This window comes from Pseudomonas sp. PGPR N4, from assembly GCF_059693665.1.
The window spans coordinates 1,960,327-1,985,897 of sequence record NZ_JCAUKV010000001.1 but is presented as its reverse complement, the minus strand read 5'-3'; the positions used below and the strand labels follow the sequence as shown (position 1 = coordinate 1,985,897).

At 56.3% G+C, this 25,571-nt stretch carries 19 protein-coding genes and 1 pseudogene; 14 read left to right on the top strand and 6 right to left on the bottom strand.

The annotated features are described in order from the left end of the window. Nucleotides 1–44 precede the first annotated feature (44 nt). The 9 genes from ihfB (at nt 45) to AC58X1_RS08870 (ending at nt 11,396) form a co-directional block, all read left to right on the top strand. The gene (gene ihfB / locus AC58X1_RS08910) at nt 45–344 is read left to right on the top strand and encodes an integration host factor subunit beta (protein WP_101321649.1); all 300 of its coding nucleotides are present in this window, start codon (nt 45–47) and stop codon (nt 342–344) included. A 22-nt stretch (nt 345–366) separates the two neighbouring features. Continuing rightward, nucleotides 367–630, top strand: coding sequence for a LapA family protein (locus AC58X1_RS08905; RefSeq protein ID WP_150571398.1), 264 nt, complete (start codon nt 367–369; stop codon nt 628–630). Between the two features lie 107 nt (nt 631–737). Further along, entirely contained in the window at nt 738–2,171 is a 1,434-nt protein-coding gene (locus tag AC58X1_RS08900; protein ID WP_497428714.1) for an MBL fold metallo-hydrolase RNA specificity domain-containing protein, read from the top strand. Nucleotides 2,172–2,432: 261 nt separating this feature from the next. Further along, on the top strand, nt 2,433–3,872 hold the full coding sequence (locus tag AC58X1_RS08895) for a mannose-1-phosphate guanylyltransferase/mannose-6-phosphate isomerase (protein ID WP_497428713.1): 1,440 nt from the start codon (nt 2,433–2,435) through the stop codon (nt 3,870–3,872). Between the two features lie 77 nt (nt 3,873–3,949). Then, nucleotides 3,950–4,981 carry a glycosyltransferase family 2 protein gene (locus AC58X1_RS08890; RefSeq protein WP_497428712.1) on the top strand — a complete coding sequence of 344 codons (1,032 nt, stop codon included), beginning with the start codon at nt 3,950–3,952 and terminating at the stop codon, nt 4,979–4,981. Nucleotides 4,982–5,084: 103 nt separating this feature from the next. Continuing rightward, nucleotides 5,085–5,630, top strand: a complete 546-nt coding sequence (rfbC, locus tag AC58X1_RS08885) for a dTDP-4-dehydrorhamnose 3,5-epimerase (RefSeq protein WP_497428786.1) — start codon at nt 5,085–5,087, stop codon at nt 5,628–5,630. 108 nt (nt 5,631–5,738) lie between these two features. Further along, nucleotides 5,739–6,569, top strand: coding sequence for an ABC transporter permease (locus AC58X1_RS08880; protein WP_430327733.1), 831 nt, complete (start codon nt 5,739–5,741; stop codon nt 6,567–6,569). Then, nucleotides 6,559–7,935 carry an ABC transporter ATP-binding protein gene (locus AC58X1_RS08875; RefSeq protein ID WP_497428711.1) on the top strand — a complete coding sequence of 459 codons (1,377 nt, stop codon included), beginning with the start codon at nt 6,559–6,561 and terminating at the stop codon, nt 7,933–7,935. Before AC58X1_RS08880 ends, AC58X1_RS08875 begins: the two co-directional genes overlap by 11 nt. Before the next feature lie 89 nt (nt 7,936–8,024). Next, nucleotides 8,025–11,396, top strand: coding sequence for a rhamnan synthesis F family protein (locus AC58X1_RS08870; protein WP_497428710.1), 3,372 nt, complete (start codon nt 8,025–8,027; stop codon nt 11,394–11,396). Between the two features lie 63 nt (nt 11,397–11,459). Here the strand turns inward: AC58X1_RS08870 and AC58X1_RS08865 are convergent, their stop codons facing one another. The 4 genes from AC58X1_RS08865 to rfbB are packed head-to-tail and all read right to left on the bottom strand — an operon-like array spanning nt 11,460 to nt 15,272. After that, the gene (locus tag AC58X1_RS08865) at nt 11,460–12,377 is read right to left on the bottom strand and encodes a glycosyltransferase (protein ID WP_497428785.1); all 918 of its coding nucleotides are present in this window, start codon (nt 12,375–12,377) and stop codon (nt 11,460–11,462) included. 29 nt (nt 12,378–12,406) lie between these two features. Then, a complete protein-coding gene (gene rfbA, locus AC58X1_RS08860) occupies nt 12,407–13,297 on the bottom strand; it encodes a glucose-1-phosphate thymidylyltransferase RfbA (RefSeq protein ID WP_486099058.1) in 891 nt (296 codons plus the stop codon). After that, nucleotides 13,294–14,199, bottom strand: a complete 906-nt coding sequence (rfbD, locus tag AC58X1_RS08855; protein WP_497428709.1) for a dTDP-4-dehydrorhamnose reductase — start codon at nt 14,197–14,199, stop codon at nt 13,294–13,296. The genes rfbA and rfbD overlap by 4 nt, the downstream gene beginning before the upstream one ends. After that, nucleotides 14,196–15,272: a dTDP-glucose 4,6-dehydratase gene (gene rfbB / locus AC58X1_RS08850; protein WP_497428708.1), complete on the bottom strand. Its 1,077-nt coding sequence runs from the start codon at nt 15,270–15,272 to the stop codon at nt 14,196–14,198. Before rfbB ends, rfbD begins: the two co-directional genes overlap by 4 nt. Nucleotides 15,273–15,705: 433 nt before the next feature. Here rfbB and gmd point away from each other — a divergent pair, with 433 nt between their 5' ends. Both gmd and AC58X1_RS08840 read left to right on the top strand, forming a co-directional pair. Then, nucleotides 15,706–16,737, top strand: coding sequence for a GDP-mannose 4,6-dehydratase (gene gmd, locus AC58X1_RS08845; RefSeq protein WP_482126539.1), 1,032 nt, complete (start codon nt 15,706–15,708; stop codon nt 16,735–16,737). Between the two features lie 61 nt (nt 16,738–16,798). After that, nucleotides 16,799–17,761: a GDP-mannose 4,6-dehydratase gene (locus AC58X1_RS08840; protein ID WP_497428707.1), complete on the top strand. Its 963-nt coding sequence runs from the start codon at nt 16,799–16,801 to the stop codon at nt 17,759–17,761. Between the two features lie 20 nt (nt 17,762–17,781). On the opposite strand, the gene AC58X1_RS08835 is transcribed toward AC58X1_RS08840, so the two are convergent. Both AC58X1_RS08835 and AC58X1_RS08830 read right to left on the bottom strand, forming a co-directional pair. Next, the gene (locus AC58X1_RS08835) at nt 17,782–18,921 is read right to left on the bottom strand and encodes a glycosyltransferase family 4 protein (RefSeq protein WP_497428706.1); all 1,140 of its coding nucleotides are present in this window, start codon (nt 18,919–18,921) and stop codon (nt 17,782–17,784) included. 14 nt (nt 18,922–18,935) lie between these two features. Continuing rightward, nucleotides 18,936–20,942 (bottom strand): annotated as a pseudogene (locus AC58X1_RS08830) (glycoside hydrolase family 99-like domain-containing protein); the annotation flags it as partial. Nucleotides 20,943–21,645: 703 nt separating this feature from the next. Between AC58X1_RS08830 and AC58X1_RS08825 the strand changes: the two are divergent. The 3 genes from AC58X1_RS08825 to AC58X1_RS08815 all read left to right on the top strand — a co-directional run bounded on the left by AC58X1_RS08825 (nt 21,646) and on the right by AC58X1_RS08815 (nt 25,554). Continuing rightward, a complete protein-coding gene (locus tag AC58X1_RS08825) occupies nt 21,646–23,565 on the top strand; it encodes an acyltransferase family protein (protein ID WP_497428705.1) in 1,920 nt (639 codons plus the stop codon). A 106-nt stretch (nt 23,566–23,671) separates the two neighbouring features. Next, complete coding sequence (locus AC58X1_RS08820) at nt 23,672–24,604, top strand: KpsF/GutQ family sugar-phosphate isomerase (RefSeq protein ID WP_497428704.1); 933 nt, start codon at nt 23,672–23,674, stop codon at nt 24,602–24,604. A 248-nt stretch (nt 24,605–24,852) separates the two neighbouring features. Continuing rightward, a complete protein-coding gene (locus tag AC58X1_RS08815) occupies nt 24,853–25,554 on the top strand; it encodes a glycosyltransferase family protein (RefSeq protein WP_497428703.1) in 702 nt (233 codons plus the stop codon). Nucleotides 25,555–25,571 lie beyond the last annotated feature (17 nt).

Sequence of the window (25,571 nt, the reverse complement as noted above, 5' to 3'; positions counted from 1 at the left end):
CTGGTTAAGCAATGATCTAGCTGCTTGATAACGAAGGGAAAAACATGACGAAGTCGGAGCTGATCGAACGTATTGTCACCCATCAGGGTTTACTCTCGTCCAAGGACGTCGAGTTGGCCATCAAGACCATGCTCGAGCAGATGGCCCAGTGCCTGGCAACGGGCGATCGCATCGAGATCCGCGGCTTTGGCAGCTTCTCGCTGCACTATCGCGCACCTCGCGTAGGTCGCAACCCCAAGACCGGCCAGTCGGTAAGCCTTGAAGGCAAGTTCGTGCCGCACTTCAAGCCGGGCAAGGAATTGCGCGACCGGGTCAACGAAGAAGAGCACGAAACCGAAGCCTGAGTGCAATCAAAGGATCAGATCGATGCGTAACCTCAAGCGCGCCCTGGCGCTGTTGTTCGTCCTGCTGCTGGCAGCAGTGGTGATGTTCTTCGTGCTGGAGAACCAGCAAACCGTCGCCCTGGTATTGTTCGGCTGGACTGCCCCTGCAGTGCCCGTAGCACTGCCAGTACTCGCCGCCTTGGTGGTGGGGTTGGCCCTCGGTCCATTGCTTGGCGCCTACGGCGTCATGCGCAGCAAGCGCAGGATTCGTGCATCGGCACGTCAGGCGGCCTTGGCAGAGAGCTGAGGAAGCGTCCTACAGCTTTAGCAGACATAGCGGATATGAGATCTGCGAAGAAAATGGAGTAATAGCCCGCTTCGTTTTCACCCCCTGCGCAGGGCTTCAGCAGCAGCATGACCTTTCCCGTTATCACGCACCATGGCGGCACCCGCGGCGTCACGGGCTCCTGTCATCAGCTGCACCTAGATTCCGCCACCAGCCTGCTTGTCGATTGCGGGCTTGAGCAAGGCGCCGATGCCCGTCCTGATTCTTCCGCGCTGGGCTTCGATATCAGCGGCATCCAGGCGTTGGTGATCACCCATGTGCACCTCGACCATGTCGGTCGCATTCCTTCACTGCTGGCCGCAGGCTTTCGCGGCCCGATCTTCTGTAGCGTGCCTTCCGCGAAGCTGCTCCCGCTGGTTCTTGAAGATGCCTTCAAACTCGGCATCAGTAGCGAGCCCGCGCAGGTAGCGCGTTTTCTGCATCTGCTGAAAAGTCTGGTTGAGCCGATCGCCTTTGGTCAGTGGCACAGTCTGATCGAGCAAGGGCACCTGCAATGTCGCATCCGCCTGCAGCGTGCCGGCCATCTGCTCGGTTCAGCGTACGTCGAGTGTGACATCAGTACCCCTGCGCAATCGTGCAGCACACGTGTGGTGTTCTCTGGCGATATCGGCGCGCCCTACAGCCCCTTGCTGCGTCCAGTCCAGCCGCCAGAGCGCGCCGATGTGCTGGTACTCGAAAGCACCTATGGCGACCGCCTGCATCCTGACCGCAGCGACCGGCGCCAGCGTCTGGAAGCAGCGATAGATCGTGCCTTGGTTGACCAGGGCACGATCCTGATCCCCGCATTCAGTCTCGGTCGTACGCAAGAGTTGCTCTATGAGATTGAAGAGGTCCTTCACCTTAAAGGCCTGCTCGACACCTCGGGCGCGGCAGCCTGCGATGATCAGGTCGACTGGGCGCAGTTACCGATCATCCTCGACTCGCCGCTGGCTCAGCGCGTGACCCAGGTCTACCGGGAGCTGCATCAGTACTGGAATGACGAAGCCCGACTACGCTTGAGCGAAGGGCGCAAGCCGCTTGGCTTTTCCCAGTTGGTATGTGTGGATAGCCACGCCAAGCACCAGCAAGTGGTCAATTATCTAAAGAGTACTGGCCGGCCAGCGATTGTGATTGCCGGCAATGGCATGTGTTCGGGTGGGCGGATTGTTAATTACCTCAAGGCCATGCTGAGTGATCCGCGGCATGAGGTGGTTTTTGTCGGGTATCAGGTCAGCAATTCGCCAGGTGCGGTCATTCGAACTAGTCAGGGCAGGGCGGGCGCGTCGCAGGTAAGTCTCGACGGTCACATGCACGTCATTCGGGCCAAGGTCGTGACTTTGCACGGGTATTCAGCGCATGCAGATCAGGCCGGTCTTGTCGCATTTGCTTCGGGCTCCAGGCGCGCGCCTGAGTCAGTCTTCCTGGTGCATGGCGAGCCTGCCGCCAAGGACGCATTGCGCAGGGCTCTGCAGCGGTGCTATCAGCGACATGGGTGGCGATGTGAAATCACCGTCCCGAAATGATTTGGATGTCTGGCTACTGTGTCTTGTCGTTGATGCATGCCCGCAACTGCTGGCCAGCGCGCAAGCCTCGATGAAAGATCTCTGGTATTCTAGTCGGCAGTGCTTGAAATCCCTGCTTATGGACGGCGAAGGGATCGGACGTTGGGACGCATATTTTTCACGCCGTCCAGCTCCATTCCGTCTAGTCGTGGCAGCGTCAGAAGCAGACTAATGCCAGGTCTTTGAAGTTATCAACTTCGTATGACCGTTAAGGATTCAACTATGGAATTAATTCCGGTTATTTTATCCGGTGGCGTCGGTAGTCGGCTGTGGCCAGTATCCAGAGAAACTCATCCGAAACCATTCATGACATTGCCAGATGGACAGAACCTGATCCAGAAGGCTTTTATTCGGGCTGCTGGCCTGGAGCAGGTGGCCGAGGTCCTGACCGTCACCAATCGCGAGCTGTTGTTCAAGACCGAAGACGAATACCGCTCGGTGAATTCCAGTGAGCTGCCGCTAGGCTATATCCTTGAACCCTTTGGTCGCAACACTGCAAGTGCAGTTGCTGCAGCCGCGCTGCGCTTGCAGCAAAGTCATGGCCCACAGGCCTATATGCTTATTCTAGCTGCTGACCACCTGATCCAGAAGGATGGTGCATTCCGCGACGCAGTTGCGAAAGCCATCAGCCTCGCTTCCGAGGGATGGTTGGTCACCTTTGGCGTCAAGCCGAAGTATCCGGAAACCGGTTTTGGCTACATCGAAACGGCCAGCGCGGTGGTTGGCGCTGGCTTGAAAGTCGAGCGTTTCGTTGAGAAGCCGGATCTGAAAACGGCTAAGTCTTATCTGGCAACCGGCAATTACTTCTGGAACACCGGCATGTTCTGCTTCCAGGTCGGCACAGTGCTCGAAGAATTCAAGCAGCATGCGCCGGACGTACTTGAAGCGGTTGAGCGTACGCTGAGTGTCTCACGCTCCTCAAGTGCATCTGGCTATGCCTGTCTGGTGCTGGATAGCGAACAATTTGCAAAGGCGCCTGACATTTCCATCGACTATGCGCTGATGGAGCGCTCCAGCAAGGTGGCGACTGTTCCTTGCGATCTAGGCTGGAGTGACATTGGCTCTTGGAAAGCGTTCAGTGAACTGACCAAGGCAGATGAGCATGACAATCGCTTCGAGGGCGACGTCATGGCATACGCTGCAAGCAACAACTATGTGCACACTGAAGACCGCCTTGCAGCATTGGTCGGTGTGCAGGATCTGCTGGTGGTTGATACGCCAGATGCACTGTTGATTGCCCACAAAGACCATGCGCAAGATGTGAAGCACATTGTCACTCGGCTGAAAAGCGAGGGTCATGCTGCACACCTTATGCATCGAACGGTACACCGACCCTGGGGGACGTATACCACCCTGGAGGAAGGGGACCGCTTCAAGATCAAGCGCATCGTGGTCAAGCCCAAGGCCTCTCTTTCACTCCAACTGCATCACCATCGCAGCGAGCACTGGATTGTAGTCAGTGGCATGGCTGTGGTGATCAATGATGGCCGCGAGTTAATGCTCAATACCAATGAGTCAACCTACATCCGAGCAGGCAATCAGCACCGTTTGCAAAATCCGGGTGTTATTGATCTGGTCATGATCGAAGTACAAAGCGGTGAGTACCTTGGCGAGGATGACATCGTTCGCTTTGAGGACAACTACGGTCGCTGCGGCTCGTGAATTGAGTATTTATATTACACTCGGTGGCACGTAAAACTGAAAGCGCATAGTACGCACCTACAGTATGGACTGAGCCAGTGAACGAAATTATTCAGTCCAGATCCACTCACTTGGATAGGGGCAGACTACATGGAGAGCGTGACAACTTGATGGGTGGTTATAGCTTTACCGATGTTGCAGTTGAGGCGCCTGTCAGCATTGCAATATTGATGTGTACCTACAATGGTGCATCGTTTTTACGTGAGCAGCTTGAATCCTTCAGCGGTCAGACGTTCACTCATTGGACCCTGTATGTCTCAGATGACGGGTCTACCGATGAGACGCGTCTGATACTGTCTGAATTTCAACAAAGATGGGGTGCTGGCCGTTTGCAGGTATTTGAGGGGCCGCGCCAAGGGTTCGCAAAAAACTTCATCTCGCTGCTGCAGCGCCCGCAGGTCAACGCCCAGTACTACGCGTTTAGCGATCAGGACGACATCTGGTTCAATGACAAGCTGGAACGAAGCCTGGCTCATCTGGTCAGATTAGCGCCTGATCAGCCGGCTCTGTATTGCTCAAGAACTCAGCTGGTCGATGCAGCGCGGCGCACTGTGGGGTACTCACCGCTGTTCACGCGGCCGCCATCCTTCCAAAACGCGTTGGTTCAGAGCCTTGCAGGCGCCAACACGATGGTGATAAATGCGGCCGCTCGCGAGCTGATCATGCAGCTACCGCCCGATGCTCAGGTCGTGGCCCATGACTGGCTGGCTTACATCCTGGTCACCGGATGTGGTGGTACCGCGATATATGATGCTGAGCCCAGTCTGGAATATCGTCAGCATGGCGATAATCTGATTGGCGCGAACACGAGCTTTAAGCAGATGCTGCATCGATTCGGCAAGATGCTGACAGGTCGTTTTGTAACCTGGAATGACACCAATTTGACGTTGCTGTGTACCTTCAAGGCTGGTTTGACACCGCAAAATCGCGCCATTCTCGAGCACTTTGAGGGCGCCCGGCGATCCGGTTTGACTTCACGCTTGCGAGCATTGCGTCGATCAGGTGTGTATCGACAGACCTTTGCCGGTAACATCACGCTGACTATCGCTGCATTTTTAGCCAGAATTTGATCATCGCGTAACGTCCTCAGCCTTTGTTTCAAGGATGGGGCAGCATTCGGGGATGCCCTAAATGGCACACCGGAACGAATAGTATTTGGAGATTTTTTTTCACATGAAAGCAACAGCTCTGGCAATTCCTGAAGTCATCCTCTTCGAACCGCGGGTTTTTGGCGATGATCGTGGCTTCTTTTTCGAGAGCTTCAATCACAAGGTGTTCGAAGAGGTCGTTGGCCGGCCTGTGAAATTTGTCCAGGATAATCATTCCCGTTCGATCAAGGGCGTGCTGCGTGGTATGCACTACCAGATCCAGCAACCCCAGGGCAAACTTGTGCGCGTCGTGCAGGGCGAAGTGTTCGACGTCGCGGTCGACATGCGCAAGAGCTCGGCGACATTTGGGCAGTGGGTGGGCGCTCATCTTAGTGCTGAGAACAAACATCAGCTGTGGGTGCCTGAAGGCTTCGCCCACGGCTTTGTAGTGCTCTCGGAAAGCGCCGAGTTCCTGTACAAGACCACTGACTACTGGGCACCTGAGCATGAGCGCAGCCTAGCCTGGAATGACCCTACCGTTGGTATTGAGTGGCCCTACCAGGGCACGCCGGCACTGTCAGCAAAAGATCTGCACAATACAGCATTCGAGGACGCGGATACCTTCGCCTGATTGTCTCGAGGCCCGCGCAGGTTCGACACCGCCACACGTGCTGCGGTGTTTGAGCCTGCGCGGGTTTTTCGCGTATGCAAAGATCGATTAATTCATCGAGGTAACTGAATGAACCCGCATTCGCAGGCCCCCATATCGCCGCAGGCGTTGATCAGCAATCTCTGGCAATACCGCCGGTTGATCATGCAGATGGCGCGTCGAGAAGTGGCAGGCCGCTATAAAGGCTCGGTGATGGGGCTGTTGTGGTCCTTCCTGACGCCATTATTTATGCTGGCTGTCTACACCTTTGTCTTTTCAGTCGTATTCAAGGCGCGTTGGACGACATCTCCCGATGAAGGCAAAGGCGATTTCGCCGTGCTGTTATTTGCCGGCATGATCGTTCACGGCTTGTTCGCTGAGGTGTTGAACAGGGCGCCAGGCTTGATCCTGGCGAACGTGAACTACGTTAAAAAAGTGGTGTTTCCGCTCGAGATATTGCCCGTCATCTCGATGTGCACCGCGCTATTCCACAGTGGCGTCAGCCTGCTGGTCCTGCTGTGCGCCATCATTGTCGTCAATGGTGAGTTTCACGCGACCATGTTGTTGGTACCCTTGGTGGTGCTGCCCTTCATCATATTCGTACAAGGCTTGGCATGGGTGCTCGCATCGCTGGGGGTATACCTGCGTGACGTGGGGCAAACCATCGGCATTATCACCATGGTGATGTTGTTCATGTCCCCTGTGTTCTTTCCCGTCAGTTCGCTGCCGGTTGAAATGCGGCCATTGATGGAGGCAAACCCGCTGACCTTTATCATTGAGCAGGTGCGCGAAGTCCTGATTTGGGGCCATCTGCCAGATTGGATGGGGCTGGGCCGTTACATGTTGATGGCGTTGTTAACCGCCTGGCTTGGCTATGCATGGTTCCAGAGAACAAGAAAGGGCTTTGCTGATGTCTTATAATTCCCCCCAGTCTGCAGAACCGGCGATTGTCGTAACAGGCGTATCGAAATGCTTTCATATCTACAGCAAGCCGCAGGATCGCTTGAAGCAGTCGATCATGCCGCGTGTGCAGCAAGCCCTGGGGCTCAAGCAGAAAGCCTACAGCCGAGAATTCTGGGCCCTGAAGAGTGTCTCATTTACCCTGAACAAGGGTGAAACCCTCGGTATCATTGGCCGCAACGGTTCGGGCAAGTCGACCCTGCTGCAGCTTATATGCGGCACCTTGAGCCCGACTCATGGCCAAGTGCAAACGTTTGGCCGAGTTGCTGCGTTGCTGGAGTTAGGTGCAGGCTTCAACCCTGAATTCACCGGTCGAGAAAACGTCTACCTCAGCGCTGCATTTTATGGTTTGAGCAAAGAGCAGACAGACGAGCGTTTCGATGACATCGTAAATTTCTCCGAGATCAGGGATTTCATCGATCAGCCGGTGAAAACCTATTCAAGTGGCATGTTCGTGCGGCTTGCCTTTGCCACCATTGCTCATGTCGATGCCGACATCCTCATCATCGATGAAGCATTGGCTGTCGGCGACGCCATCTTCACGCAGAAATGCATGCGCTTCCTGCGCAAGTTCAAAGAACAGAAGACGCTGCTTTTCGTCAGTCACGACAGCACCTCCGTTATTGCGCTGTGCGACAAGGCACTGTGGTTATCCGATGGGCAGACCCAGGAACTTGGCGATGCCAAGGAAACCAGTGAGCACTATCTGAATTTCATTCTCGGTGCCACTCAGGACAAAAGCCTTCAAGAGCAGACACAGGCGTCGACGACCGCCAGGAAGTTGCGCGAAATCTGGGCCGGCGAGCATCGCTATGCTTCGGCAGGCCCGATGAGCCTGTTCCAGTCCAACTTGCAAGCCTCACCTCAGACAGAGCCGCTGGGCGCGCAGATCAAGCATGTCAATGTGACGGCAGAGGATGGCAGTGACATCCGTGCGCTTACCGGCGGCGAAGTGGTGACCCTGTCGATTCATGCCATCGCCTTCACCGAACTGAAAAGCCCTGTGCTGGGCTTTTACATCAAGGATCGTCTCGGGCAGTTCCTGTTTGGGAGCAACACGCTGAACATCGAAGACACACTGCGCCCCGCTGCCGCGCCAGGGCAAGCAATCAATGCGCAGTTCACCTTTGCCATGCCTTGGCTTGCCAGTGGTGACTACTCGATTCAGGTGGCGATTGCAGATGGCACCCAGCAAGACCACACATCACATCACTGGATTCACGACGCGGTCATTTTCCACTGCAGTCATGATCCATCGGCGTCTGGTCTGATCGGGATTCCGATGTTGGATATTCAACTACATGTCAGTGCTCAGCCAGGCCTGTAACAGGGCTCGCGTCCGAGCGGAACGGCCGGGGGCCTAGACGCACACGGGCACTGCGCTGCCCTTGGCGTCGTCAGATCACAGGCTTGCAGATGCATTTGCAGAATAAAATACTCGATCGCTTGAGCGATATCGTAGATACCCGAATGTCGGGGGAGGCTGAGTTAGTGAACGTTGAGCAAAGCACGCCGGAGGCACGGTTAATCAGCCAGCTGCGTGAAGAGAACGCCGCATTGCAGGGGAGCCGGCATCATTTGCAAGCTCAGCTTGCCCAGGCTGAAACAAATCGACGTCTGATGCAGGGCCAATTGGCGGAAGCGCAAAAGGCGCCGGCGCAAATGACAGCAGCGCTGCAAGCGCAATTGGCCGATGCCCAGCAGCAGGCGCTCGCCGCCGAGCTTGACCGAGAGGCGCTCTCCAGTCTGCGGGATGAACTGGTGAACGCGCGCAATGAGACTGCCAGGGCGAGGCAAGAGCTGCAGAGCCTGCGCATGCAGCTTGCGGGCCTTCAAGAACAGGCCAAACGTTCTGCCGAAGATTATGCAGCGATCGTGCACGGCCTTCACAGCTCTACCAGTTGGAAGATCACGGCTCCGTTGCGGGTGCTCTCGCGCGCTGTGCGTGGTCAGCGACCGCTGGTTGCCGGTGGTCTGCGTGCGCGGCTGCTTGATCAGGTCAAGCCCTTGTATTGGGCGATACCGCCGAAGTATCGCACCCCAGTGCTGCACTGGGGTTATCGCAATCTGGGAGGGGTGTTCCGCGGCAGCCCTCACTACGAGCTGTGGAAAAACGGCGCTCAGGTGCACATCGAAGCAGTCGATAACACTTTGATCGCGCTCGATAGCGTAGAACAAGTCGAGCATGTCCAAGGCACGATCGCTATCCACTTGCATATGTATTACGAAGACCTGGCTCCTGAGTTCGCCGGGTATTTGAAGAACATGCCCTTCGACTATGATCTTTACGTGTCGGTAAAAGACACCGAGGGCGAAAGTGCCTGCCGCGCAGCGTTCGCCAAGCTGGAGCATTGCAAGGCGCAGACATTCCAGATCGTCGACAATCGCGGCCGCGATATTGCGCCGATGTTCTGCACCTTCGGCGAAGCGCTGCGCCGCTATGACTACATTGCCCATTTGCACAGCAAGAAGTCGCTGTACAACGCTGGTGCCACCGAAGGTTGGCGCCAGTATCTGGCTGGCAATCTGTTGGGAAGCACTGCAACCATCCGTAGAATCTTTACCTTGCTGGCCGCGGACAAGGGCATTGTCTATCCGCAAAACTTCAAATCGGTGCCCAGTCAGGCCAATACCTGGCTGGCCAACAAGGGCATGGGCGCTGCCTGGTGTGCACGGCTGGGTATTGCGCCAGTGCCACAGGGGTATTTCGATTTCCCGGCCGGCTCCATGTTCTGGGCCCGGGGAGACGCGTTGCGGCCGTTGTTCAATGCCAACATAACCATCAACGACTTCGATGAGGAAGCCGGCCAGACCGATGGGACATTCGCTCACTGTCTGGAGCGGCTGCTGGCCCTGAGTGCACGCAAGCAGGGTCTGCAGCCTGGGATCATCCAGGATACTGTAAACCCGACCTGGTCTTCTTGGCGGCTCGATCAATCGGTCGGACGCTCGTTCGATTCGATGGTCGAGCATTTCTCGAATCCGAAGATCAAGTGCATCGGCTTCGATATATTCGACACGCTGCTGATCCGTCCGCTGATCGACGCAGAATCGACCAAGCGTATCGTTGCCGCCAATCTGTCGGAAAATCTGGCTGGGCTGTACAGCGATTATCGCGTGGCTGCGGAAGGCGAAGCCCGCAAGAACAAGGGCCGCGATGTTGACCTGGATGATATCTATAAAGCATTCCAGCACATGAGTCAGCTGTCGGACCAGGATGTAGCGACCATCCGCAAGCTTGAAGAGCACACCGAGTACAAATCGCTGTCCGCACGCAGTGGTGGCGTCGAGTTGTTCGAGCGTGCCAAGTTGGCGGGCAAGCCGTTGGTGCTCATCTCGGATATGTTCCTGCCCAAAGCGCTGATCATCCGCGCACTGAACGCCAACGGCATCCATGGCTGGACCGAGCTCTACCTGTCGAACGAAGTGGGCGTGCGCAAGGACAGCGGGCAGCTCTATGACCATGTTCTGCAAGTTCACGGGTTGCAGCCTGATGAACTGATCATGGTGGGCGACAACGAGCGCTCCGATCTGCAGATACCCTGCGACAAGGGTTGTGTAGGCTTGCATATTCTGCGCCCGACCGAATTGGCTCGGGGCATGCCGCGCTTGCGCGGCATTGTGGAAAAATATGAGTTTGCCCACGACCTCAATGCCGAGCTGACCCTGGGCTTGTTGTTCAGGCAGAATTTCCCGGCGGTGACTTACCCCGAGCTGAACCCGGGCTCGTTGTTCCACGCCACTCCGTACAATATCGGGTACAGCCTTGTGGGTCCAATTTTGACCGGCATGGCCCAGTGGCTGATAGACAATGCCCAGCGCGACGGCGTCGAGCGGCTGCACTTCCTGGCCCGTGAGGGACAGCTGATGAAGGCCGTTTACGATGTCTGGGCGCAAGGTATAACAAGCGCACCGCCGGCTGAATATCTGGTGGTTTCGCGTCGAACCTGCAGTGTGCCGCTGCTCAAGACTATTGACGATATTTTCACCGTAGCCAAGGGTGATTACTACATCAATACCGCATCCAACTATTTGCTGGAGCGCTTCGGTCTGGAATTGAGCGACGATGTCTGGAGCCAACTGCAAGCTGAAACAGGTATTGGTCAGCAGACGTCTGTGGAGGTTCGCAACGGCAATCTGACCGCTTTGAAGCAGTTGTTGATCAAGCTGGCCGAGACCATCTTCGAGCAGGCGCATGCAGAGCATGCTGCGCTGAGCCTTTACCTGCAGTCGATGGGGCTGATGGGGGGTGAGAAAAACGCAGTGGTCGATGTGGGGTATGGCGCAACCATTCAGAACTACCTGTGCAGGCTGACTGGCCAACAGATTCATGGTTACTATCTGGCGACCGACGAGCGCTCAATCGAAGTTGCCGACAGCCACGAAGTGATTATTCGGGGTTGCCTGATGCATAACGTCGAACACAGCCTGGCGGCACCGATCATGTATCTGCGCAGCTTTGAGCTGGAGAAACTGCTCAGTTCGAGCGATGGACAGGTGGTCAAGTACACTTCTGCAGATGGTATTAGTGTCCAGGCGCACCATCGTCAGTTGTCTGCTCCGGAGCGTACCGGCGACGCGTTCAGACAAGAGCTACGCAATGGCGTCATCCAGTTTGCGGAGGATGCGCTGCAAGTACGTAACGTGTTGCTGAGCAGCTTTGCGCCTTCGCTGGAAGTGAGCAGGGCGATTGCTGATGAGTTCTTCTCGAAGCACTCCACCGATGAGCTGAAAATGCTGAACCACGTGATGCTGGATGATCACTATTGCGGCCGAGGCGTCGTGTAAGCCGAACGCCAAGTAAAAAAGGCTATCAGGAGATCTGATAGCCTTTTTTAATGTGCCCAACTTTTATCGATGTCGGGTAATGCTGCTCAGCAAGCAAATGGCGAACAGCATCGCCCTGTCACGCGGGCGGCGGCGACAGTGAGCGACACTGAGCGCCAGCGTGATCCACGCCTTTGCCTTGGTCGACTCACCGTCAAGTATCCTGAAGGGGCTATGGATATCCAGAAGAGTGGCCGTCAGTTGGATCTGGGAAAACCACCAGCCGTCAGTGATCTTGCGCAAACGTGAACGCGCCGAGGCTACGCCATTGTTCACCCCGACCTGATTACGAGCGTGTTGCCGGTAATCAAGGCTGGGGGTTGGGTCGATAATCCATGAGTAGTGATGGCTACGGGCGAACGCGTAACAGAACCAGTCATGCAAATCGATACGCTGGACCTCATCCCAATGGCTTAACAGCAGCGACTTGAACGCTGATGCCAACCTGAGGGTTAGGACATACGTGCAGCCAGGGCCAGCGGCCTCGAAGAGATAGTCCCAACGCACCTGCGGTTGTGCTTTGTTTACCAGCAGGCGCCGACCATCATCCCAGAAGGCGACCACGTTGCTTGAGTAGCCCTCGGCATCGCTGCCTCGCAGCGTGGTCACCGCGCGATCGAGCTTGTCTGCGTACCACACATCATCCTGATCGGAAAACGCAACGTAGTCGTACGCTGACAGATCAACATCTTTGATCAAGCGAAAGAAGTTGCGTGAGGCGCCTTTGAATGGGCCGGCGGGAGGCAGTACAGCAATATTGGCGTGTCGCTGCGCCAGCCGAGCGCACAAGGCCTCGGTACCGTCGGTCGAAGGGTCGACACTAATGTAGATATCAACACTGGCATGAGCCTGGGCGAGGATAGAGGCCAGTTGCTCCTCTATCCATTCGCAACCATTGTAGGCAGCCAGCAGAACCGCGATCCGGGCGGGCCCGGAGGCCATTTCGGTAGAGCTGCTACCTGTAGTCATACTCAGTGATGACCTGGCTCCAGAAGGCTCTGCAAATACTGGCCGTAGCCTGTCTTCTTAAGTTTTTGGGCCTGGCTGGCAACTTGCTCGCGAGTGATCCAGCCATTGGTGAAGGCAATTTCTTCAAGGCAGGCCACTTTCCAGCCCTGGCGCTCTTCGATGGTCTGGATGAAGTGGCTGGCTTCCATCAACGACTGATGAGTGCCGGTGTCCAGCCAGGCGAAACCGCGGCCGAGGATTTCAACGCTGAGGTTCTTCTGCTCGAGATACACCCGGTTCACATCGGTGATTTCCAGCTCTCCACGCTCAGACGGCTTGATGTTCTTGGCGATCTCGACAACCTGATTGTCATAGAAATAGAGGCCTGTGACCGCGTAGCTCGACTTCGGCTCGGCAGGCTTTTCTTCAATGCTCAAAGCCCGGCCATTGGCGTCGAACTCAACCACCCCGAAGCGCTCTGGATCTGCTACGTGATAGCCGAACACAGTGGCGCCTTCAGTTTGCTGGGTAGCGGAGCGCAAGTTATCCGAGAAGTGCTGGCCATAGAAGATGTTGTCCCCCAGGATCAGGCAGCAGGGGTCACTGCCGATGAATTCTTCACCGATGATGAAAGCCTGAGCGAGGCCGTCTGGCGTCGGCTGCTCGGCGTAACTCAGTTCTATGCCGTAATTGCTGCCATCACCCAGCAGTTTGCGGAACGATGGCAGGTCTTCCGGGGTAGAGATGATCAGGATTTCGCGCATCCCCGCCAGCATCAGCACCGACAAAGGGTAAAAGATCATTGGCTTGTCGTAGATCGGCAGCATCTGTTTGGAGACGCCCAGCGTAAGCGGGTGAAGGCGCGTTCCCGAACCACCAGCCAGAATGATCCCTTTACGATTGGTTGTGTTCATTTGTTCAGAGCTTCCATAAGCATGCGGGTTACACCACTTTGCCAATCCGGCAAGTGCAGAGAGAAAGAGTTGCGAAGTTTTGCTGTCGACAACCGCGAATTCGACGGGCGCTTGGCCGGCGTTGGGTACTCGCTGGTGTTGATCGGTTTGACCGACGTTACCTTGAGCGTTTCACCCTGCGTGCGGGCAAAGTCGATGACGTAACTGGCATAAGCATGCCAAGTTGTCTCGCCAGACGGGGCCAGGTGATAGATACCGGCCAGCTGAGGATTGCGCAGCGCTTGCTGCAGAGCGGCCACGGCCACATCGGCGAGCAGGTCGGCGCCGGTCGGCACGCCGCGCTGATCGGCAATCACGCTGAGTTCTTCGCGGTCTTTGGCCAGGCGTAGCATGGTCTTGGCAAAGTTGTTGCCGCGGGCTGCATACACCCAGCTGGTACGGAAGATCAGATGCTTGCAACCTGACGCCTGAATCAGCTGTTCACCTTCAAGCTTGGTGGCGCCGTAGTAATTGACTGGCGCCACGGTGTCAGTTTCGGTCCATTCAGACTCGCCGCTGCCGTCAAACACGTAATCGGTGGAGTAGTGCACCAGCCAGGCATTGAGGCGTTTGGCCTCCTGCGCCATTACTTCGCTTGCCAGCGCATTGACCGTGTGGGCCAGCTCGCGCTCGCTCTCGGCTTTATCCACTGCCGTGTAGGCGGCGGCGTTCACGATTACCTGCGGCGCAACAGCGCGAATGGTGGCGCGCAGGCTATCAAGGTCCGACAGGTCACCGGCCAGCTCACCATATGCAGTGTCTGTCCGATGACGATCCAGGGCTACGACTTCGCCCAGGACGCCGAGGGCGCGCTGCAACTCCCAGCCAACCTGACCGTTTTTACCCAGCAGCAGAATCCTCATGCCTTGCTCACGCGTGTGGAGTAGTTGGTGTCAATCCATTGCTGGTAGCTGCCGCTTTTGACGTGGGCAACCCATTCAGGATTGTCCAAGTACCACTGTACTGTCTTGCGAATGCCCGACTCGAACGTCTCTTCAGGCACCCAGCCCAGCTCCCGCTGGATTTTGCTGGCGTCGATCGCGTAGCGTAGGTCATGGCCTGGGCGGTCTTGAACGTAGGTCAGCAGTTCGACGTGAGGACGGAATGCCGACTCAGGGCGCAGCTCATCGAGCAAGGCACAGACAGTACGTACAACTTCGATGTTCTGTTTTTCGTTATGACCGCCGATGTTGTAGGTCTCACCTATTTCACCTTCGGTTACAACTTTGTACAGCGCACGGGCGTGGTCTTCGACGTATAGCCAGTCACGGATCTGATCGCCCTTACCATAGATAGGCAGCGCTTTGCCTTCCAGGGCGTTGAGGATGACCAGGGGGATCAACTTCTCCGGAAAGTGGCATGGGCCGTAATTGTTCGAACAGTTGGTGACCAGAGTCGGCAGGCCGTAGGTACGGGCCCAGGCGCGAACCAGATGGTCGGAGCTGGCTTTGCTGGCCGAGTAGGGCGAGCTTGGTTGGTAGGGAGTGGTCTCGGTGAAGAGGTCTTCCGGCCCTTCCAGATCGCCGTACACTTCGTCGGTGGAAATGTGGTGGAAACGAAAGGCCGACTTGCGCGTCTCGTCCAGCTTGGCCCAATACCCACGTGCTGCTTCGAGCAGGTTGTAGGTGCCGATGATGTTAGTCTCGATGAACTCCGATGGGCCGCTGATCGAGCGGTCGACGTGGGACTCGGCGGCCAGGTGCATCACGGCGTCAGGCTGATGCTCGCGGAATACTCGGTCGAGTTCGGCGCGGTCGCAGATGTCGACCCGCTCGAACGCATAGCGCGCATTCTGGTCGACCGACTGCAACGACTCCAGATTACCGGCATAGGTCAGCTTGTCGACGTTGACCACCGAGTCATTGGTGTTCGAGATGATGTGACGCACAACTGCCGAACCGATGAAGCCGGCACCACCTGTTACTAAAATCTTCACGAGAATTTTCTACCTTGAGGTTCTGACAGAGCCTATGAACTCTGCATAAGTCCCTGCACGTTATGACTTAGCCATCATATAGAGCGATGCAAAAGTATACCTGAATAGCCCACGGCTACGGCAATTCATGATGCGCAGGTCGCGGGCCCGACGGGGCTGTGCAGCACCCGAGTCGGCAGGTAGGACAGGCTGGGATAGAGCGAGGTTCCGCGTATGCTTTGTGCGAGTACTGGAATGGTTGATGGCAGTATCCATCCGCACACTTACAGAACTAACAAAAATCGGCATATAGGGTAAGCCTGACATAAACGGTCGGATTAACTTTCAACCTCGTACCCGTGGCGCTTAGTCAGTATCATGTCGTTATGCAGGTCCATCAAGCCGTCAGGGCACTTCAAGAGAAGGCTGTGATGGTGACTTTTCTGGAGGATTCATGATCGCTATCGTCACCGGTATTACAGGCCAGGATGGAGCGTATCTTGCGCAGCTTCTGCTTGGCAAAGGGTACACCGTGTACGGCACCTATCGGCGCACCAGCTCCGTCAACTTCTGGCGGCTGGCCGAGTTGGGCGTTGAGCAGCATCCCAATCTGCACTTGGTGGAGTACGACCTGACTGATCTCTCGGCCAGCATCAGGCTGCTGCAGACAACTGAGGCGACTGAGGTGTACAACCTTGCCGCCCAGAGCTTCGTAGGCGTTTCGTTCGACCAACCGATCACCACATCTGAAATCACAGGCCTTGGCGCTGTTCACCTGCTGGAGGCGATTCGTATCGTCAATCCGAAGGTGCGCTTTTACCAGGCCTCGACCTCGGAAATGTTCGGAAAGGTCCAGCAGACACCTCAGGTTGAGACAACCCCGTTCTACCCGCGTAGCCCTTACGGTGTGGCCAAGCTCTACGCGCACTGGATGACTATCAACTATCGAGAGTCCTACGGTCTCTTCGGTGCCAGCGGCATCCTGTTTAATCACGAGTCGCCGCTGCGCGGTCGTGAGTTTGTTACCCGCAAGATCACCGACAGTGTGGCCAAGATCAAGCAGGGCAAGCTGAGCCTGCTGGAACTCGGCAACATGGACGCCAAGCGGGACTGGGGTTACGCCCAGGAATACGTCGAAGGCATGTGGCGCATGCTCCAGGCCGATGAGCCCGACACGTTTGTTCTTGCCACCCACCGTACAGAGTCCGTACGCGACTTTGTCACTCTGGCGTGCAAGGCCGTCGACATCGATATCGTATGGAAGGGCAAGCACGAAAACGAGATTGGTATCGACGATGCCACAGGGCGGACCCTGGTAGCGGTCAATCCGAAGTTTTACCGCCCGACTGAAGTCGATCTGCTCTTGGGCAATCCGGAAAAGGCCAAAGCAGTATTGGGCTGGGAAGCCCGGACCTCGCTCGAAGAGCTGTGCCGCATGATGGTCGAAGCAGACCTTCGCCGTAATGAATCGGGTGTCTGTTTCTAAAGGCTGAGCGTATTCGCGAGCCTGCCGCGAGCGGCAGGTGAGCACGATTTGGAGTTGGACGATGGCCCGGATTCTTTTGACAGGCGCCAATGGTTTCGTTGGCAAGGTGCTGCAGCGCAGATTGCGCCAGGACCAGCATGAACTTATCGGTACCGTTGCATTCCTCCCGTCGCCCGTTGATCAGGGTGGCGATTTCGAGGTGATGGACATTTGCGATAGCGCTGCGGTGGACGCGGTCATCGCACGCTTGCAGCCGACACATCTTATTCATCTGGCGGCCATTTCCAACGTGGCATTGAGTTTCAAGGAACCTCTGCTGACGTGGAACACCAACGTCATCGGCACCCTCAACCTGATGGAATCCTTGAAAAAACACGCCCCGGATTGTTTCACTCTTTTTGTGAGCTCATCAGAGGTCTACGGTGAAAGCTTCAAGCGGGGACAAGCACTTGACGAGTCTGCCCCGTGTGCGCCGATGAATCCTTACGCAGCGAGCAAATTGGCTGCCGAACATGCCGTCACGCAATATTTACGTCAAGGCCTGGGCGGGGTGATCGTGCGCCCGTTCAACCATATCGGCCCTGGCCAGAGTGCAGATTTTGTCACCGCGTCGTTCGGCAGGCAGATCGCGTTGATTGAGGCTGGCTTGCAAGAGCCTGTCCTCAAGGTGGGTAATCTTGATGCCAGTCGCGACTTCCTGAGCGTTGACGATGTCTGTGACGGGTATGCGCGTCTGGTCGAGGTAAGCAGCCGCAGCCTTGCCCATCGGGTGTACAACCTGTCCTCCGGAGCCAGCACCCGGATCCGTAGCGTACTGGACGAGATGCTGGCGCAGACCACGGTGCCTATCGAAATTCACACAGACCCCGCGCGCCTGCGCCCTTCGGACATCCCGGTTGCAGCAGGGTCAAACCAGCGCATCAAGGCCGAGCTGGGTTGGCAACCAACCATCCCGCTTGCGCAGACGGTGGATGCCATCCTTGGCTATTGGCGAGAGCATGTCAGGCAGACTTTGCAGCATTGAGCGCTTGCCTCATATGAGGTTCAGGCCAGGCGTGTTTTCCGGATCTCGTCCAGACGTGCCCTGTAGCGCAGCCCGGTGTAGCGGTAGCTGAAGTTACTCTGCATGTGCAATTGCGCCTTTTTGCCTAACGCCCGGCCCATTGCCGGATCATCGACCAGTTGCAGCATGTAGGCCACAGCCTGGTCCTGATCCGGCTCAGCCCAGTGTTGGCCATGATGGTGCGGATATTCACCCTCCAATACCGGGATCAACCGGTAACCCACGGGCAGGCTGGTGTCTGACGTCATGAAGTCCATGTTGCCCGAATACGCAGTGGCGATCGCTGGTTTGCCCAGTGCCATTGCCTCGGCGACACCAAAACCATAGCCTTCGGACCGATGCAGTGACACGAAACAGTCACTGCAACGCAAGAGATTCTTGACCTCACTGCTGCTCATCATTCGATCGATCAACGTTACCCGGCCATACAGTGCCTGCACCTCTGCCTGCAGCTCTGCGAACGCCTGCGGGTTCATGTCGACCCCGTTCACTTTGATCACCAGATGTGTGCGGGTATAAGGCCTTTGATTGAGCAGTTGCTTGTATGCTTCAAACACCCCGCGCGGGTTTTTACGGGCCGAGTACGAGCGCAGATCGTAGAAGAACAAAAACACATAGTCAGCTTCAGGCAGGCCGAAATAGCGTCGGCTGTAAAACCCGTCCAATTGGATTTCAGTGGCCAAAGGCATATGGACCACAGGTTTGCTGCAGACCTCTTTGAGGCCGTCCATGACAAAACGTGAGGCTGCCCAGATTTCGTCAAAGCGATCCAGTTGCTCTGCCCACTCCTGCGGATAGCGCGGCAGCTCCCAGAGCGGGTAGATGATGTTGTAGCCGGTCCACGAACGAGCCTGGTTGATGTGCTCCAGGGCGCCAGCGACCTCATTGCCGTTGATATGGAAAATATTGATCGGCGCAGGATCTTCAACCATGGCCTGGCCAAACTCGGCCACTTCATCGTGGCTGGCGGGCACGAGCTTGTAGATGTCGTGCAGCTGCGGCGGTTGGTAAACAGTGTTCAGCGACCTGAAGGTGGCTCGCACATGTTCGCCCATACCGATGGGGGCAAATGGGTGGCCGGCCAGACATACGTCACTGCTGTCTTTAATGCTATCGGTCATCAGTCTTCAGCCACTCAGTTTTTCTTCAACAGACGCGAGGCGTCCAGCGCATTGCTCACCGCTTCGAGGTAAGTGTGACCGAAGCGACGGTCGGGCTCGAGGTAAGCACCTTCGGCCCATTCGTTCCAGGCATTGATGAATACCAGGCGCTCGTCGCCAAAGTGTTGCTCACGGGTATCGGTAATCGACTCTTCGAGCCAAGCCTGGAATGCGCCGGGCGTCGACATCTCGAAGCAGCCGCCGGCATGCTGGCGGCGGGCGGTGTTGTCCCAGCCAGGCATCACTCCTTTGAAACGGGTGTATCCAGGGGCAGGACGCGAGGCGAAGCTTACCGCAAGGTCGCGGTAGTCAGCCGAGTGGCCAACAAACTCCGGATTGAGCATCGCACCGGTTGGCGGCTTGGGCTCTACCAGCCCACCTGGCGGGAATTCCACTGCCGCATCACAGCCAAACAATGAGGGATGGAAGCCGGCTGTGGCGAGTTCGAACGACTCGACCATGGCAATGTAGATTTCCCCCACACCTTGCTCGCGGCACGCCTCTCGCCAGCGAGCAGCGGTTTTAGCGAAGTCCGGGAACAGGGCAGGCCGGTAAATCACCATCAGCGGACGATCATCCACTTTGATGTAGCGGTCATCCTTGAAGAAACGGATAAGATCGTTGATAACCGCAAGGTCGTCGTCTTCACTGTGGGCCTGAGCGATCAACACCTCCTGTTCCAGCCCGTCCCAGCGCCGTGTCCAGTTTTCGTTGGCCCAGCACAGGCAGAACGGGATGTCCGGCTTGTCACTGAGCAGCAGCTGCTCGACTGGACGCTCCAGCAGGCGTTTGCCATCGAACCAGTAGTAGTAGAAGCAGAACCCATGGATGCCGTAGCGCTGCGCCAGGTCTGCCTGAGCTTGCAGCACTTCAAGCAAGCGCAGGTCGTAGTAACCCATATCGGCAGGCACCCGGGGCTGGTAATGGCCCACAAAGTTTGGCTTTGCCTTGCTGACGTTGGTCCACTCGGTGAAGCCTTTGCCCCACCACAGATCGTTTTCCGGCACCGGATGGAATTGTGGCAGGAAGAAGGTGATGAGGCGCGGATCAAAGTGCTGGTCCAGCGTAGCGCCCCACTTCTTGTTCAGCACGCTGACGTTGTTGGCAATGGCAGCCATCTTGAAATCGTTGCCTGTCGCGGCGGTGGTCCTGGACAGGTGGTGGACGATGGTTGCATGCGGATTGTAGTAGACCTCATAACCAGCAGCTCGAATCGTCAGGCACAGGTCGCTGTCTTCGCAGTAACAGGGCAAGAACTCTTCCGAGAAACCCCCAATGCGCTTGAGCAACGCGGTAGGCGCCATCAGGCAAGCGCCCGATACGTAGTCGACTCGACGTGTGTAATTGAAACGCGGCTGGTCTGGGTGTTCTGCAAAGCCGATCATGGTCGAAACGCCATTTGGCGCCAGTGCTGCCCCGGCCTCTTGCAGATGGCCGCTGGGATAGACGAACTTTGGCCCAACCACGCCCACTTGGTCGTAGTCGACGAACGTCGCCAGCAGCGCTTCCAGCCAGCCAGCAGTCACCTGTACATCGTTGTTCAGATAAACGGTAAAGGCGCCGTTGACCGCGGCCATCGCTCTGTTGCAATTACGCAGAAACCCAAGGTTCTCTTCACTGCGCAGGTAGCGGATGTTGGCAATCGGCTCGAGCAGGGTCTGGGTTTCGTCGCTGGAAGCGTCATCAGCAACGATGATTTCTACGGCCAGGTCGGCGGGCAGGTGCTGCTGGATCGATGCAAGGCACTCGAGGGTTAGCTTGGCGTTGTTGAATACCGGGATCAGTATGGACACCAGAGGCAACGCCCCAGCGGGCTGGAACCGAAGCTGCTCAGCATGGCTGGGCAGGTCGGCCTCGGCGAAATCCAGAACTTCTATCAGCGAAACAGGCTGAGCAGCACGGTGCGCGGCCTTGGCTGCGGCGATGCGCGCTCGGACCTGGGCATAGTCCTGCCACTCCCAGACGCCATCGGCGCACGGCAGGTCCAATTCAGTGAGAGGCGACAAGTGGCCAACGCTGGTATCAGGTTCGACGCTGTGAGCTGGCGTCGGCGAATGTTCTGGGTGCGGGGGCTGGGCAACGACGCCGGGTGCGACCGTCTGGGTTGGATCTTGCGTCATGGCGGTTGAGGATTCCTGTAGAGACGCGTGCGTGACAGCTACCGCGTGAGATGGGCTGGCACGTCTGCGATTGGCCGCAGCCGCGTCGGTTGCGTGAGCTGATCAGCTCTACGATAAACCGCTCGTGGGCGCGCAGGCCATTGAATAACAAGTGAATAATGAAACAGCCTGCTGACGATTTCCAGCTAAAACTGGAGTCCGAGCGCCGCTGTGACGGGGCCGTAGATTCTCGTTGTAACCGCGGGCATTGAGCACAAGCATATAGGGCTTCGCCTTTACACGGTACCTGCCAGGTCATTAAGCGGGACGATTACAGGGCTCCAGCAAGGTCAGACGAGGCATAAACTGTAAGTCAAAAATCAGAGGGTGATACTGCCAAAAGCTGTACCCGAACAATTGGGAGATAACGCCTGTATTGGTGGGGCGTGGCAGCTTGATTGGGGACTTGCCATAAGCCACCGTATTGCCGCCAGACGGTAAGGCTTTGTGCCACTGTCGTATACATATTGTGTGGTAGATTCAGCGTGATGTTTCAAGCGCGTTTGATGACTACCAAAGGATAGGTATGCGATTCAGGGATGATGTAAATGGCCTGCGGGCACTGGCAGTTTTGGCCGTTGTTGTATTTCATTTCAATTCAACGGTACTGCCGGCCGGTTTTGCTGGCGTCGATGTGTTCTTCGTCATTTCTGGCTACCTGATGACAGGGGCGATCTATCCAAAGGTGCAATCGGGCACTTTTTCGTTGCTTGGTTTTTATGTCAGCCGGGCCAGGCGGCTGATTCCAGCATTGTTGGTCCTGTGCGCTGCCATGCTGGTCTGGGGGTATTTCAACCTCCTGCCTGTTGATTACAAGCAGCTCGGAACGCATGTCGCAGGCGCGCTCACCTTTACCTCGAACCTGGTTTTCTACAGCGAGTCCGGTTATTTCGACTCGGCATCGCACCTGAAATGGTTGCTGCACACATGGTCGCTGTCGGTCGAGTGGCAGTTTTATTTGCTTTATCCGCTTCTGATCATGGCGTTGCTGAGGGCCGTTGGCGCTCGTTCGGGCCGGCTGGCGATCGTGGCACTGATGTGTCTCTCGTTTGCGCTGGCAACGTGGTTGTCCTACCGCGCAGAGAGCTTTGCTTACTTCATGCTGCCGTCACGCGCATGGGAAATGCTGATTGGTGGTGTTGTGTACCTCTATCCGCTGGAGCTGCGCGGCCGGAATAAAGCATTGGTGGCACTGACGGGACTGGGGCTGATCATCCTGTCGTTGGTTGCGCTCGATAGCACGACACCGTGGCCAGGGCAGTGGGCGCTGCTGCCTGTCGCCGGTACCTGTCTTGTCATTGTCGCGGGCTATGCAGGATCCTGGCTGACCACCAATGGCCTGGTCGCCTGGCTAGGCAAGACATCCTACTCGACCTACCTCTGGCATTGGCCGGTTTGCGTCTATCTCTATAAACATGGGCTGGTCGACCAGCCATGGGCAATTGTGGGTGGTATCGCATTGTCATTTGCACTGGGCTCAGCCTCCTACTGGACGGTAGAGCAGTCAGGCACCCGCCGAGCGTCCGCCGTGGGCGCGCTTGGCAAATGGCGCTCCAAAACACGACGACCGCTGGCCATCAGCACCTTCGTTCTGGTAGTGCTCAGCGGGTATACCATTACTAAAAGCAACGGGGCCCCTTACCGGTTTGCAGACGAAATCAAAGCCCTGTCGGCCATTACCAATGTCTACGAATATTTCGATTTCAAGCAGAATATCCGCTACGGGGTGTGCCACTCGGTGCCCAAAGATGCGAGCTATGCACAGTGCATCGAATCTGGACGCAAGATGATCTTCATTTGGGGTGATTCGTATGCCGCTGCCCTCTACCAAGGGGTGCTGAAAGTACGTGATGACGGTTATCCGGAGTATGGGATAGCGCAAATGACGGACGGTAACGGGCCACCGTTCTTCACCGTCTCGGGCAAGACCGATGAAGGCAAACCGGTTGTCGAGGCGAATGATGATCGGCTGGCTGCAGTGGCGATGTACAAGCCAGATGTGGTGATCCTGAGTTGGCTGGTATTTGGCAGCAACGCGCCTCACGAGCAAAATCAGGCATTGGCACTGCTTGGCGATACGGTGGCAAAAATAACCGCGGCATCGCCATTGACCAAGGTGGTTGTGATTGGCCCGGTACCGCACTGGAATGGCAATCTCAGCTCCAAGATCCTGAACTACTGGGCGCAATACAAGCAGTTGCCCCCGCAGTACATGGAGTACGGGCTGAACCCACAAGTCATGGCCTGGGACAGTTTTCTCAAAACGCGCGTACCTGCCATCGGCGCATCCTATATCTCGGCGTTGGACGTTTTTTGCAAGGCGCAAGCCTGCTTGAGTCGGCTTGGCGACGATGTCACCGATCTGCCAGTGGTCGACTTTGGCCATCTCAGCAAACATGGCTCGGTGTACTTGATCGACAGGATCAAGGCGGACGTCTTCAACTGATGGCGCACCAACCGCCCCACGCCCAGCCATTGCGCATACTTTGCACAGGGCTGTTTTAGACCGTACCATGGCCGCTTACGTGTTAATCAATTCATTACGGAAGACTATGAATCACCTTCAGATCGCCAAAGAAGCACTGCGGGCTCAAGCTACTGCGGTAAGTGCTATTGCAGACCGTTTAGGCGAGGAGTTTCAACGCGCAATTGAGTTGATACTCGGTTGCAAGGGCCGGGTCGTGGTCTGTGGTATGGGGAAGTCCGGACTCATTGGTAAAAAGATGGTGGCCACCTTTGCCTCGACCGGCACCCCCAGCTTCTTTCTTCACCCGGCAGAAGCGTTCCACGGTGACCTGGGCATGCTCAAACCGGTCGATGTGCTGATCCTCATCAGCTATAGCGGTGAAACTGAAGAGGTGATCAAACTCATTCCGAGTTTGCAGTCGTTTGGCAACCAGGTCATCGCGATGGCCGGCAACGGCAAATCCACCCTGGCCAAGCATGCCGACATCTGGCTCGATGTATCCGTCGAACGCGAAGTGTGCCCTAACAATCTGGCGCCGACGACCTCAACGCTGGCCACCATGGCCATGGGTGATGCATTGGCAGTGGCCCTTATCGAGGCTATCCAGTTCAAGGCCATGGACTTCGCCCGGTACCATCCCGGTGGCAGCCTCGGCCGGAAGCTGTTGACCCGGGTCAAAGACGTCATGCACTCGCCTGCGCCAGCAGTGTCGCCTCATACCACCTTTCATGACTGCCTGATGGTAATGACTCAAAGCCGCCTGGGCATGGCTGTAGTGCTGGACCAGGGAAAGCTCGTCGGTATCGTCACCGATGGCGATCTGCGTCGAGCGCTGCTTGAAAACGAGGGCGTTATTCGTCAGCCCGTGTCAGATTTCATGACTGCCAAGCCTCACACTATCAATGACAGTGCTCAGCTGTCCGAGGCTGAGATATATATGCAGGAAAACAAGATCAGAGCCCTGGCTGTAACCAGCGATGACGGTGCGGTATTGGGCGTAGTAGAAATTTTTGACTAGTGAGTGTCTTTGCCTTTACAGGACAACGGCAAGTGGTACAACCGGGCAGGGTAGTCCGGCTGTCCCTGCAAGGGCCCTGATCTCATCTCTCGATTTGAATAGCTGGCGCAGGCAGGGCCTATATGTCTCGAGAACGAATAGGTTGTGGGATTATCACATGCAACCGGGCTGAGAGCTTCCAGCGATTACTAGGATCTCTTGAAGGTACTTGCCTGGACGCGTTAGTCATTGTCAATGACGGCACGGAAATGGCAGGTTCAGTCGGTGCTGAGGTTATTAAAAACGAGCTTAACCTCGGGGTCGGGCGTTCTAAGAACAAGGCGTTAAAGCACTTGCTTGACAAAGGCTGTGACCATATTTTTCTTATAGAAGATGACGTCTATGTCAAAGATTGCACAGTTTTTGACAGGTACATAGCGGCTTCTGAGCGTACCGGTATACAGCATCTCAACTTTAGCCAGCATGGCAACCTAAACAGGAAGAAGTCAGGTGTGCCCAAACCGATCGCGCGCGTTATCAGCGGCGGCGTTGAGTTGGATATCTATAAGCACTGTGTGGGCGCATTCTCCTACTATTCGAGAACGTGCCTAGACACGGTTGGCTTGATAGATGAGCGTTATTTTAACGCTTTGGAACATGTGGATCATACCTACGAGATCATTAAGGCAGGTATGCATCCGTCTTTCTGGAGCTTTGCGGATATCGCTGAGTCTTATAAGTATATTGGTGATGACGGGTGGAGCGTGGAGCAATCTAACATCTCGTCGCGCGCAGACCATGAGGCCAGCGTAGCGGCCGCATTGGATATATTCAAAGGCAAGCATGGGGTTGTGCCGAGTGAAATATCAATGCCTGCTGTGGATGAGCTGATTGATCAGCTTGAGCGTATTGGGCGCACGCATTCTTGTAATGAGCAGTTTGAGGGGGCCAGGCTGCTAAAAATTTACTAGCCTGCGCTGGCCCACCA

Bases quoted from the DNA above. Each gene is read 5' to 3' on its own strand.
- rfbC (WP_497428786.1), top strand. From the start codon at position 5,085: ATGAAAGCAACAGCTCTGGCAATTCCTGAAGTCATCCTCTTCGAACCG.
- AC58X1_RS08815 (WP_497428703.1), top strand. From the start codon at position 24,853: ATGGCAGGTTCAGTCGGTGCTGAGGTTATTAAAAACGAGCTTAACCTC.
- rfbA (WP_486099058.1), bottom strand. From the start codon at position 13,297: ATGAACACAACCAATCGTAAAGGGATCATTCTGGCTGGTGGTTCGGGA.
- AC58X1_RS08835 (WP_497428706.1), bottom strand. From the start codon at position 18,921: ATGACCGATAGCATTAAAGACAGCAGTGACGTATGTCTGGCCGGCCAC.
- AC58X1_RS08825 (WP_497428705.1), top strand. From the start codon at position 21,646: ATGCGATTCAGGGATGATGTAAATGGCCTGCGGGCACTGGCAGTTTTG.
- AC58X1_RS08875 (WP_497428711.1), top strand. From the start codon at position 6,559: ATGTCTTATAATTCCCCCCAGTCTGCAGAACCGGCGATTGTCGTAACA.
- AC58X1_RS08905 (WP_150571398.1), top strand. From the start codon at position 367: ATGCGTAACCTCAAGCGCGCCCTGGCGCTGTTGTTCGTCCTGCTGCTG.
- AC58X1_RS08840 (WP_497428707.1), top strand. From the start codon at position 16,799: ATGGCCCGGATTCTTTTGACAGGCGCCAATGGTTTCGTTGGCAAGGTG.
- AC58X1_RS08900 (WP_497428714.1), top strand. From the start codon at position 738: ATGACCTTTCCCGTTATCACGCACCATGGCGGCACCCGCGGCGTCACG.
- AC58X1_RS08870 (WP_497428710.1), top strand. From the start codon at position 8,025: ATGCATTTGCAGAATAAAATACTCGATCGCTTGAGCGATATCGTAGAT.
- AC58X1_RS08865 (WP_497428785.1), bottom strand. From the start codon at position 12,377: ATGGCCTCCGGGCCCGCCCGGATCGCGGTTCTGCTGGCTGCCTACAAT.
- ihfB (WP_101321649.1), top strand. From the start codon at position 45: ATGACGAAGTCGGAGCTGATCGAACGTATTGTCACCCATCAGGGTTTA.
- AC58X1_RS08880 (WP_430327733.1), top strand. From the start codon at position 5,739: ATGAACCCGCATTCGCAGGCCCCCATATCGCCGCAGGCGTTGATCAGC.
- AC58X1_RS08820 (WP_497428704.1), top strand. From the start codon at position 23,672: ATGAATCACCTTCAGATCGCCAAAGAAGCACTGCGGGCTCAAGCTACT.
- AC58X1_RS08895 (WP_497428713.1), top strand. From the start codon at position 2,433: ATGGAATTAATTCCGGTTATTTTATCCGGTGGCGTCGGTAGTCGGCTG.
- gmd (WP_482126539.1), top strand. From the start codon at position 15,706: ATGATCGCTATCGTCACCGGTATTACAGGCCAGGATGGAGCGTATCTT.
- rfbD (WP_497428709.1), bottom strand. From the start codon at position 14,199: ATGAGGATTCTGCTGCTGGGTAAAAACGGTCAGGTTGGCTGGGAGTTG.